At 70.7% G+C, this 11188-nt stretch carries 7 protein-coding genes and 2 pseudogenes; 6 read left to right on the plus strand and 3 right to left on the minus strand.

The genetic code is table 11. The features are described from left to right. The 3 genes and pseudogenes from ACZ4MF_RS40410 to ACZ4MF_RS40420 form a co-directional block, all read left to right on the plus strand. Window positions 1-447 carry a hypothetical protein gene (locus tag ACZ4MF_RS40410; RefSeq protein ID WP_467498200.1) on the plus strand — a complete coding sequence of 149 codons (447 nt, stop codon included), beginning with the start codon at window positions 1-3 and terminating at the stop codon, window positions 445-447. 84 nt (window positions 448-531) lie between these two features. Further along, window positions 532-744 (plus strand): annotated as a pseudogene (locus ACZ4MF_RS40415) (SPFH domain-containing protein); the annotation flags it as partial. 134 nt (window positions 745-878) lie between these two features. Beyond that, window positions 879-1670, plus strand: a pseudogene (locus ACZ4MF_RS40420) (protein kinase domain-containing protein); the annotation flags it as partial. 548 nt (window positions 1671-2218) lie between these two features. On the opposite strand, the gene ACZ4MF_RS40425 reads toward ACZ4MF_RS40420, so the two are convergent. The 3 genes from ACZ4MF_RS40425 to ACZ4MF_RS40435 all read right to left on the minus strand — a co-directional run bounded on the left by ACZ4MF_RS40425 (window position 2219) and on the right by ACZ4MF_RS40435 (window position 6229). After that, entirely contained in the window at window positions 2219-2995 is a 777-nt protein-coding gene (locus ACZ4MF_RS40425) for an ABC transporter permease (RefSeq protein ID WP_467498202.1), read from the minus strand. After that, window positions 2992-3987, minus strand: a complete 996-nt coding sequence (locus ACZ4MF_RS40430) for an ABC transporter ATP-binding protein (protein WP_467498204.1) — start codon at window positions 3985-3987, stop codon at window positions 2992-2994. The genes ACZ4MF_RS40425 and ACZ4MF_RS40430 overlap by 4 nt, the downstream gene beginning before the upstream one ends. 775 nt (window positions 3988-4762) lie before the next feature. Continuing rightward, on the minus strand, window positions 4763-6229 hold the full coding sequence (locus ACZ4MF_RS40435; protein ID WP_467498206.1) for an extracellular catalytic domain type 1 short-chain-length polyhydroxyalkanoate depolymerase: 1467 nt from the start codon (window positions 6227-6229) through the stop codon (window positions 4763-4765). 456 nt (window positions 6230-6685) lie between these two features. Between ACZ4MF_RS40435 and ACZ4MF_RS40440 the strand changes: the two genes are divergently transcribed. The 3 genes from ACZ4MF_RS40440 (at window position 6686) to ACZ4MF_RS40450 (ending at window position 11166) form a co-directional block, all read left to right on the plus strand. Next, window positions 6686-7513: a 3-hydroxybutyrate dehydrogenase gene (locus ACZ4MF_RS40440; RefSeq protein WP_467498208.1), complete on the plus strand. Its 828-nt coding sequence runs from the start codon at window positions 6686-6688 to the stop codon at window positions 7511-7513. Window positions 7514-7701: 188 nt separating this feature from the next. Continuing rightward, window positions 7702-9099, plus strand: a complete 1398-nt coding sequence (locus ACZ4MF_RS40445) for an MFS transporter (protein WP_467498210.1) — start codon at window positions 7702-7704, stop codon at window positions 9097-9099. A gap of 117 nt (window positions 9100-9216) precedes the next feature. Next, the gene (locus tag ACZ4MF_RS40450; RefSeq protein WP_467498212.1) at window positions 9217-11166 is read left to right on the plus strand and encodes a helix-turn-helix domain-containing protein; all 1950 of its coding nucleotides are present in this window, start codon (window positions 9217-9219) and stop codon (window positions 11164-11166) included. The last annotated feature ends 22 nt before the right edge of the window (window positions 11167-11188 follow it).

Here is an 11188-nt window from a genome sequence, read left to right on the forward strand (position 1 = left end):
GTGAAACCAAGCCATATCCGGTCTGCCGCCCTCGCCCTCGCCCTGGGTGCCGCCCTGACCGCCTGCTCCGACGACGGCCACCTGGACTACCAGACGGACTACACCAACCACCGTCCCCTGCGCGTCACGGGCCGCCCCAGCACCGGCAGCCTCGAAACCGTCCAGAAGGTAGTCTGGCGCCTCGCCGACGGAGACGCCGACGGCCTCGCCGCCCTGCACACCGAACCCGGCGACGCGGGTCCGGCGGCCAAGGCCTGGATCAAGGCCTACGGCAAGGCGGCCCGGTCCGAGGTGACCGCCGACTTCCTCGACGAGGGCTCCGTACGCCAGGACGTGGTCCTCCACTTCACCGGGCCGCGCCGCACCCAGGAACTCACCGTGCGGATCGGCGCCGACGAGTCCTGGGGGATCGTCCTGGACGCTCCGGAGCCGCGGCAGGAGTCCTGAGAGGCCGCACCTCTCGTGCGCAGGGTGTGCCCCGGTCCAGTGACCGGGGCACACCCCTTGCCTTCTGTTCGTCGCTCGACAGACGTCCGCGACGAGGCCACCGGCAAGTGGGGGATCCGCGTCAACCGCGTCGAGCAGAACGCCGGCGAGCCCCCGACCTCCATCCAGGAGTCGATGGAGAAGCAGACGCGCGCCGACCATGAGAAGCGCGAAGCCATCCTGCGTGCAGATGGCGAGAAACAGGCCGCGCTGCCGAAAGCGGAGACCGAACGCGAAGTGGCCGCCATCCTCGCCGACAGGAGCGTAGCGACGCGCAGCAAGCCGCAGTCGCCTGTGCAGGCCGGGCCCACACCCGGACACATGCCGCTGCGGCAGGACGATCCTCGGCGTATCGGCCGCTACCACTTGACGGCTCTGCTGGGCCAAGGGGGATGGGAACCGTCTGTCTCGGCCGGTCCCCCGGGCAGCACCTGGTCGCGGTCAAAGTCATCCGGCCGGAGTTCGCTGCGGATCCGACATTCCGGGAACGGTTCACTCGCGATATCGAGGCCGCACGTCTTGTCGGCGGATGCCACACCGCGCCCGTGGTCGACGCCGACTCCCTCCGCGACCCGCCCTGGCTGGCCACCGACTACATCCCCGGCCCGTCACCGCACGACGTCCTCGGACAACAGGGCGCCCTGCCCACAAGAACCCTGCACACCCTCGCCGTCGGCGTCGCCGACGCCCTCAAGCGCATCCATGCCTGCGGCATCATCCACCGCGACCTCAAACCCAGCAAGACCATCATCTCCAGCACAGGTCCTCGGGTCATCGACTTCGGCATCGCCCGAGCCCTCGAGAGCACCGCGCTCACCCGTGCCAACCACGTCGTCGGCACACACCCGCAGCTTGGGTTCGGTGGGGGGCAGCTGCTCCGGCGGGCGACGTACGTCACCGCCGCTCACCTGGCCTCCTACGCCGGCCTGGCCCCGACGACCAAGTCGTCGGGGACCTCGATCCATGGAGAACACGCGCCCAGAGGCGGCAACCGGCAGCTCAAGCGGGCGATGTTCCTGTCCGCGTTCGCCGCCCTGCACGATCCGGCCTCCCGCACCTCCTACGACCGATGCCGGGCCCGCGGGAAAACCCACACCCAGGCATTTCTCCGCCTGGCCCGTCAGCGGATCAACGTGCTGTTCGCGATGCTCCGAGACGGCACCTTCTACGAACCCCGAACTCCGAACCCCACGCCTCACTTGACGAAAGACATAGAGGCACCCCCGGGGGTCGAAGGTGTTCACCTGTGGTGGTCGGGCGTCGGGTTCATCCGTCAACCGGCCGACAAGTGGCGGCACTCAGCGCCCGGCACCGGGATCACCGCCGGGGAGCGGGTCAGCAGCCAGGCCAGGGCGATTTGCTGGAGGCTGACGTCGGGTGTCGCCGCCGGACTCGCCACGGTGAGGTTGTCGTCGGCGAGGGCGTGCAGGGGCACACTGTCAGGTGCGGTCGTCGTGTTGATCTCCTTCGAGCTTCGACACCTCGAAGGTCAGCCGGTGGCCGTTCGTCTCTGCCGTCCTCACCTCGACGCCGGAGCCCCCCGGATCGGGTCGAACCCGTACCCCACCTCCTTGCACACAACCACACACACGAACGGGACCTCCTGAATCAGAGTCAGGCCCATGGCCGATACACCGGTGGCGGGTGCTCCTGGAGTTCGCCGACGGTACGGATGCGGCCACGCGCTTCGTGGGCTCGGTGAATGCCGGGCGAGGGCGTCTGGAGCTCGGCCTCAGGCCTTGACGCCGGTGACGAGGCGTTCGCTGTGGAACAGGGTGGACACCAGCCGCCAGGCGAGCGTGTCGATGAGGAACAGGGCGGCTCCGAGGCTCACCGCTACGCCGACGGTGGGCTGGATGACGTTGAAGCCGATCAGGGCGGTCACCGAGAGCGGTGGCAGGCTGGCGAGCGAGCTGAGTTGCTGGGCGACGCGGACGTCGCCGGCGCGGGTGGAGATGGCGATGGCGGCCCAGATCGACCAGAGCGCGAGCAGCGGGGTGAACAGGAGCTGCGCGAGGATCCTCGGGGCCTGGAAGACGTCGTGCACGACGTTCGGGTGCGCGAACGTTCCGACGGCGGCGAGGAAGAGCCCGTACATCGCGTACGCGATCACAAGCGCCGGCAGGAAGGCCGCCAGTGCCTTACCTACCAGGAACTCGGCCGGGCGGATCGGGGTGGTCAGCACCGGTTCGAGCGTGCCCTGTTCGCGTTCGCCGACCACCGCGTAGGAGGCGACCACCGCCGGCACGAGGGCCGGGATCAACATCAGTTCCAGTGACGAGACGCCGACCAGGGCGTCCAGCTTGGACGCCGGAGCGTTCGCGGGCAGCTTGAAAACGGTGATCACTGGTTCGATCATGAACAGCAGCGGCATCACGGCCATCGTGGTGGCGATGAAATGGTTGCGCCGGTAGTCGTTCAGCTCCTTGCGCACCAGAGCTCGGATCCGGGTCCAGCTCGGTCGGCTCGTGGACCGGCCGGTGGGCCGGAGTGTTGTCTGGTTCGTCATCGCGCCTGCGCCTCCACGTCCTCGTCGATGAGCTGGAGGTAGACGTCCTCCAGCGAGTGCCGCGAGGGGCTCAGTGTGAGCAGGTCCGCGCCCTCGGAGACCACGGCTCGGGCTACGGCAGGCGCGGCCAGGTCCGGATCGGTGACGGCCAGCACGTAGCCGGCGCCGTTCTCGTCGCGCGTGCTCGGGTGCCAGTCCTCCACCCCGGGCAGGTCGGCGAAGACGCGCTGAGGCTCGGCGAGCGGCGCCCGGGTCGAGACCTGGAGGGTCTTGGCGAACATGCGCTCGCGCAGTTCGTCGGGCCGGCCGATGGTACGCAGGGTGGTGTTCATGATGCCGACGCGATCGCACAGGGCCTCGGCTTCGGCGAGGCGGTGCGTGGTGAGGAAGATGGTGACGCCGCGGCGTCGCAGGCCGTCGATGAGCTCGTGGACGTCGCGGGCGGCCAGCGGGTCCAGGCCGGAGGTCGGCTCGTCCAGGAAGAGGATCTGAGGGTCGCTCAACAGGGCGCGGGCCAGGCCGACGCGCTGGCGCAGGCCCTTGGAGAGTGAGCGGCACGGATCGTCCGCACGGTCGAGCAGGTTGACGGCCCGCAGGGCGTGCTCGATGCGGGCGCGCCGGTTGTCGAGCTCGTACAGGCCCGCGAAGAAGTCGAGGTTCTCAGTGACGCTGAGGCGCAGATACAGGCCCGGTGACTCGGGCATGACGGCGATCCGGCGGCGGATCTCGACGCCGTTGGCGGCGTTCAGCGCCAGGCCCGCGACTGTCGCAGAGCCGGCGGTAGGGGCGAGCAGGGTGCCAAGCGTCCTGACGGTGGTGGTCTTCCCGGCCCCGTTCGGCCCGAGGAAGCCGAACACCTCGCCGTAGTCGACGCAGAAGGTCACGTCGGCGAACGCGGTGCGTTCGCCGAAGCGCTTGGTCAGCCCGTCGACGACGATCGCGGGCCCGGAGGGGGGAGCCTGGGTCCGTGCTCCAGCGCTGTTTCGTTCCACGGTCACCATCAAAGTGATATCACTTTAGCGAGTTGCCGGGCCACCCCCTCGACCTGGTCACTCCTGGCCGAGGCGAGACTTCTTCGGGCACGGACGGCATCTCGTGCCGCTGCCGCGCCCCGGCAGCGGGTGTGCACGGTGCCGTAGGTCCACCGCGCGTGCCGACAGCCTGGACGGCACGGCGATCGACATCGCCGCCGCCCCCTTGCGTCCACGCGGCTGCTGGACCGAATGCGGCCCGACCACCCGCTGCTCGTCGCCGCCGTCGAGGAGGAGGCGGCCCATGTCGGCCCTGCTGAAGACCGGCCCTTGGTCTCACGCCGGTTGGGCCTGGGGCTGCCGATCATCAAGTACCTCAAGCGGCTCAGTCCTCGGATCGCCTGCGCCGACGAACCCGGACCGTGCTCCCCCGCGCCTTCCCGCCGGGGCCGGGCTGGTCGCCGGACGGCCAGCACGTCAACTCCGAGGTCGACCACGACCCCGGGCCGGAGAAGACCTGGTCCACGGCGCCCTGCGGGCACGCGGCAGACATGAAACGTCGCCACCGACAACCTGTCCTCGCACAACAGCCTGTCCACCCGCACATGGCTTGGGGACCATCCCAGGATCCGGCACGTCTTCATCCCCGTCGGCTTCATCCCCGTCAGCGCCTGCAGACGCAGCCTCCAGGAAGGCTGGTGGCGCGCGTCTTCCGCGAGGCTGCTCTCACCGGCCAGTCCGTCGCCGGCGCCGGCTGTTCTGACCAGCCGGCGCAGGCGTGGCGGCTCTTGCCGGTTCAGCAGCCGGAGTCGGCGATGACGAAGTAGCCCGGGGAGGTCTCTTTCAGTGTGTGGGTGACGGCGACGTTGTACAGGCCCATGTTCTGGTCAGAGCCGTTGGCGTAGGTGTATCCGCCGCTCTGGTGGGCGCGGCCGGCGGCCACCTGGTTGTAGTTGTTGTCGGTGTAGCACTGGGGTGCGGAGCCTGTCGTCGTCGCCGTGACCGAAGCGGACGACGCGCCGACGGCGCCGGAGGAGTCGACCGCGGCGACGGTGTAGCCGTAGGCGGTGCCGGCGGACAGGCCGGTGTCGGTGTACGTGGTGCCCGTCGCGGAGCCGACCTTCGTGCCGTCGCGGTAGACGTTGTACGAGGCGGCGCCGCTGACAGAGTTCCAGGACAGCGCGACACTCGTGTCGGTGGTCCCGGTCACCGTGAGGCCGGACGGGGCGGGCAGCGAACCGGTGCCGCCCTGACCGCCGCTGCCGTCCAGGCCCCAGAACTTCGCGGTGTAGTAGCTGGAGCAGATGGAGTTGAGGTAGTACGTGCCCGTGGTACCGCACTGGTCGGCGCCCGAACCGGGGTTGACGGCGAGGCCGTGCGCCATGCCGGAGACCGAGAAGAGAGCCACGGCCGGCTTGCCGGCGGGGTCGTTGTAGATGCTCTCGGTGGTGCCGCCGGTCAGGTTCTGGGTGCTGGAGGCCGTCTGGCCGATGCCCCAGACGTCGGTCCACTGATCGCGCAGTTCGGCGCCGTTGACCGGCGCGACGGTGGTGTCGGAGGATCCCTGCCAGATGGCGACCCGCGGCCATGCGCCCGAGTACCCCGGGTAGGAGTTGCGAACCTTGTCGCCCCACTGCTTCGGGGTGAGGTTCTGGTTGCTGTACTGGCAGCCGGAGGCGGCCGTCTGGGTGGTGGCACACTGCGCGGGGATGCCTGAGTCGACGGAGCCGCCGGCGAACACGTCCGGATAGTCAGCGAGCAGATCCGCGGTCATGCCGCCACCGGCGGACAGGCCGGTGACGAAGATGCGACTGCGGTCCGAACCGTACTGGGCCACGGCCGTGTCGACCATCTGCTTGACCGAGGCCGCCTCGCCGTTACCGCGGGTGTCCTTCGTGGAGTCGAACCAACTGAAGCAGGACAGGCTGTTGTTGGCAGCACTGGTCTGCGGGTAGACCACGGCGAAGCCCCACTCGTCGGCGAACTTCTGCCAGCCGGAGTGCGTGTGGTAGTCACTCGCCGACTGGGTGCACCCGTGCAGAGCCACGACCAGCGGGGCGTTCGTGGGAAGGTTCGCCGGCGCGTACTCGTACATCGCCAGGTTGCCGGGGTTCGAGCCGAAGTCGGTGACCTGCTGGAGGGTGCCGGCGGCCGCCGCATTCGAGGCGAGAGGGGCGACGACGGTCAGGCCCGCGGCAAAGACGCCGAATGCGGCGGCCATTGCGCCGCGTCGGAAGAATCTGCGCCAGGTGGAGTGAAGCATGGTGCGACTCCGATGAGTGGTGGGGAGAGAGGGAAGGGAGCGCGGACGCGGCGCGCCGCCCGGCAGTCCCACCCCGCCCGGCGCCGCCCCGCGCGTGTCCCTGTGACCGGTCGGTGCGACACCGGGCCGCACCGGCCCGCTGTGGTACCGGCTTACTGAAAGCGGACCGTACGACCGGCCGGCCCACCCTCGACATGTGAGGAACAGCCAGGACTGCGGCGCCCGGCGTGGCTCGCGCACCCATGGTGTCGGCGGTGGCGCTGTGACATGCGACGGGCCGCACGGGCCGGTGCACCCGCGCTTATCGGGTGTACCGGGCGTTCGGGGCCCGCCGGGTCACCACCCACCACCGAGCACCGAGCACCAGGCCATGGTGGCCGAACCCATCTCATGCTTCGGAAATGTGGTGGCGACCCACGTGTCTCACCTCATGGTTCCTACCTACCGTGTTCGGCCATGGACAGCGCCAAGAGCTCCGCCGAGGGCTCGACCCAGCATCCCGAGGCCGGTGACGTCACCGCGTCCGGTCTGGCCTCGACCCGATTCCTCACCGGCCGCAAGGTTCTGGTCACCGGTGCCGCCAGCGGGATCGGCCGGGCCTGCGCCGAGGGCTTCGCCGCGGCCGGTGCCGAGGTCTACGTGGTGGACCGGGCCGCCGAGGCCGCCAAGGAGGTGGCCGAGGCGATAGGTGGCATCGCAGTCGTGGCCGACCTTTCCGAGGCCGATGCCGTGGACGCATTGCCGGACGACGCCGACATCGTGGTCAACAACGCGGGTCTGCAGCACGTCGCGCCGGTGCACGAGTTCCCGCCGGAGCGATTCACCCTGATCCAGCGGGTCATGGTGGAGGCGCCGTTCCGCATCCTGCGCCGTACCCTGCCCCACATGTACGCGCGGCAGTGGGGCCGCGTCGTCAACATCTCCTCGGTGCACGGCCTGCGGGCCAGCGCCTACAAGTCGGCGTACGTAGCGGCGAAGCACGCACTGGAGGGCCTGAGCAAGGTGGTCGCCCTGGAGGGCGCCTCGCACGGCGTGACCAGCAACTGCATCAATCCCGGCTACGTCCGCACGCCACTGGTCGAGGAGCAGATCGCGAACCAGGCTCTCGCCCACGGCATCCCGGCGGCGCAAGTGATGGACCGGGTGTTCCTGGAACGCACCGCGATCAAGCGCCTGATCGCGCCGGCCGAGGTCGCCGAGGCGGCCCTGTGGCTGTGCACCGAACGCACCGGCTACCTCACCGGCGGCTCGATCCCCCTGGACGGCGGCTGGACGGCCCACTGACCGCCCGTCGACCACCCGTCGTCCTGCCGCCCATGCAGGTTCCGACCGGCTGAGGTCGGCCGGGACGGCACCCGCGCCACTGCCCCGGCGCACCCGCCATCGAACTCCCCCGGACCTGCTCCTTTCGTCCCCCAGCGTCGGCCGGATCCGGAGGTCCGCTCCCCTCTCCTTCCGAAACGGTGACAACCATGCCCAGCGCTCACAACGCCGTGACCGACCCGGACTCCTCCGCAAGACCGGGCGGCCTGCGCAAGATCGTCGCGGCCAGCCTCATCGGCACCACCATCGAGTGGTACGACTACTTCCTCTACGGTTCGGCCGCCGCCCTGGTCTTCGGCCACGTGTACTTCCCCGAGTCGGACCCGCTGACCGGCACCCTGTTGTCCTTCCTCACCTATGCCATCGGTTTCGCCGCCCGCCCCATCGGCGCCGTGGTGTTCGGGCACTACGGCGACCGCTTCGGCCGCAAGAAGCTCCTGGTGATCAGCCTGCTGATGATGGGCCTTTCCACCGCCCTGATCGGCTGCGTCCCCGGCTACGACACGATCGGTGTCGCGGCTCCCCTGCTGCTGACCACCCTGCGCCTGGTCCAGGGCTTCGCCCTCGGCGGTGAGTGGGGCGGGGCGGTGCTGCTGGTCTCCGAACACGGTGATGCGAAGCGACGCGGCTTCTGGGCGTCCTGGCCGCAGGGCGGCGCACCGGCCGGCAACCTGCTCGCCGTCGGAGTGCTCTCCCTGATGACCACCGTGCTCAGCGACGACGCGTTTACCTCCTGGGGCTGGCGGGTGCCGTTCCTGCTCTCCGCCGTGCTCGTCATGATCGGTCTGTGGATCCGGCTGTCCGTCGACGAGTCCCCGCTGTTCAAGGAGGCGCTGGCCAAGGCCGAGCGGCGCAAGGCGGAACAGCGGGCCGAGCAGCCGCCGTTCGTCGCTGTCGTGCGCAACCACTGGCGGGACATCCTGGTCGCGATGGGCGCCCGGATGGCCGAGAACATCTCCTACTACGTGATCACCGCCTTCGTCCTCACCTACTGCGTCGAGCACCTCAAGATCGACAAGCAGACGTCGCTGAACGCCGTACTGATCGGCTCGGCCGTGCAGTTCTGCCTGATCCCGCTGTTCGGCGCCCTCTCCGACCGGGTCGGCCGGAAGCCGGTGTACCTGGTGGGCGCGGTCGGCGTGGGCCTGTGGTCGTGGGCCTTCTTCGCCCTGCTGGACACCAGGTCGTTTCCCGCGCTGGTCGTTGCCGTCACCGTCGGCCTCATCTTCCACAGCGCCATGTACGCACCCCAGGCGGCGTTCTTCTCCGAGCTGTTCGCCACGCGGATGCGGTACACCGGCGCCTCCATCGGCGCCCAGCTCTCCTCGGTGGCGGCCGGCGCCCCGGCCCCGCTGATCGCCACCGCCCTGCTCGGCTCCTACGGCACCTCCACGCCGATCTCGGTGTACGTCGGCCTGGCCGCCCTCATCACCGTGATCGCGGTCGTCGCCGCGCGCGAGACCCGTGGCAGAGACCTGGCCGCGATCGAGCCGGAGGGCTCCGCGGCGCGGCCGGCCCCGGACCAGCAGAGGGCCGCCTCCGCCTGACGGGCCGGCACCACTGCCCGGCCGGAGGGTCAGGGTCTTCCCGGTCGGGGATGACCCCGGCCCTCCTCGGCCGTACGCCGACTCCCCTGTCCCCGACTTCGCAACGGTTGCCCGCCCATGCCGCACCAGCCCACCTCCGCCGCCCGTCACCTGCGCCGGCTGCTCGAACTCCTCGCCGCGGGCGCCCCTGCCGAGGAGATCGGCGCCGTCGCCGTCGAGGCGCGACGCAGCGGTGCCTCCGCCCCGGACCTCGCGGAGGTCGAACAGGCCGCCGAAGCGGCGCTGCGCGTACAGAGCGCACTCACGCAGCACCGGCGCCGGGAAACGGAGCTGACCGCGCTCTTCGACACCGCCGGCGATCTGGCGGCCCTGCGCGACCTGGACGCCGTGCTGCGCTCCATCGTCCGGCGGGCCAGAATGCTCCTGGGCACCGACACGGCCTACCTCACGCTGCCCGACGAGGAGGCCGGGGACACCTACATGCGGGTCACCGACGGCTCGGTGTCGGAGCTGTTCCAGAACCTGCGCCTCCAGCTGGGGGAAGGCCTCGGCGGCCTGGTCGCGCAGACCGCGCGCCCCTACGCGTCCCCGGACTACCGCACCGACGGCCGCTTCCTCCACACCGGCAGCATCGACGCCGGGGTTCTGGACGAGGGCCTGGTCGCGATCCTCGGCGTGCCGCTGCTGCTGGGGTCGGGGAGCGGCGGCCAGGTCATCGGTGCGCTCTTCGCCGCGGACCGCACGCCGCGCGCCTTCGCCCCGGACGAGGTCGCCCTGCTGTGCTCGCTGGCCGACCATGCCGCCATCGCCATCGACACCGCGAAAGCCATGGCCGACACCCGCGTCGCGCTGGCCGAGCTGGCCGAGGCGAACGCCGTGATCCGGGAGCACTCAGCCGCCATGCAGCGTGCCGAGGAATCCCATGACCGGCTCACCGATCTGGTGCTGCGCGGCGGTGACGTCCCGGACGTGGCCGCCGCCGTGGCCGGTCTGCTCAAGGGGGACGTCGCGGTCCACGACGGCTCGGGGTGGCCGCTCACCACAGTCACCGGGGACGGCGGAGCCTTCACCCGGGGCACGGGCGACGCAGGTGACGCCGAGGCGGCGGCGCTGGTCGCGGCGGCGGAGAGCTCGCGTGCGGCCGCCCATGCCGTGTTCCGCGACGGGCGCTGGGTCTGCGCGGTGCTGGCCGGGCAGGAGTTGCTGGGCTGCATGGTTCTGTACGGGCGGCCGGAGCTCGACGGCCCCGACCGGCGCCTGTTCGAGCGCAGCAGCGTCGTGACCTCACTGCTGCTCCTTTTGAGGCGTTCGGTCGCGGAGACCGAGAACCGCGTCCGCGGCGACCTGCTCACCGATCTTCTCACCGCACCCGACCGCGACCCGGCCGGGCTGGTGGCCCGCGGCCGTCGCCTGGGCATCGACCTCGACCGACCCCACGTCCTGCTCGTCGCCCGGTCCGGTGCCGCGGCTCGGGAGCGGCTCGCCGACGCCGCCGCACGCAGCCTGTTCGGGGGCAGCGGCGTCAGCGCGGAACACGGGAACACCGTGGTACTGCTGCTGCCGTACGACGGCACCGGTCCGGGTGAGGCGGCCCGCGTCGCCGCCGGGCAGCTCGGCCAGCTGGCCGGCACGCCGGTCACGGTGGCCGGCGCCGGGCCGGCCACCGGGCCGCGGGCCATCGCCGACGCACACGCCGAGAGCACTCGCTGCCTGCGCGCCCTGCACGTCCTCGGCCGCGCCGGGGCCGGGTCGAGCGCCGCCGAACTCGGCTTCCTCGGCGTGCTGTTGGGCGACCACCACGATGTGGACGGCTTCATCGCCGCGACCCTGGGGCCGCTGCTGGAGTACGACGCCCAGCGCGGCACCCAACTGGTCCGCACCCTGCACGCCTACTTCGGTTGCGGCGGGAGCCTGACCCGGGCGAAGGAGGAGCTGCACGTCCATGTGAACACCGTCGTGCAGCGCCTGGACCGCATCCAGGCGCTACTCGGACCCGACTGGAACACCCCCGAACAGGCCCTGGAACTCCAGCTCGCCCTGCGTCTGCACCTGCTGTCGGGCACCTGACGCCCGGACGGGAGCCGACACG

Source organism: Streptomyces sp. NPDC025793 (assembly GCF_055558375.1).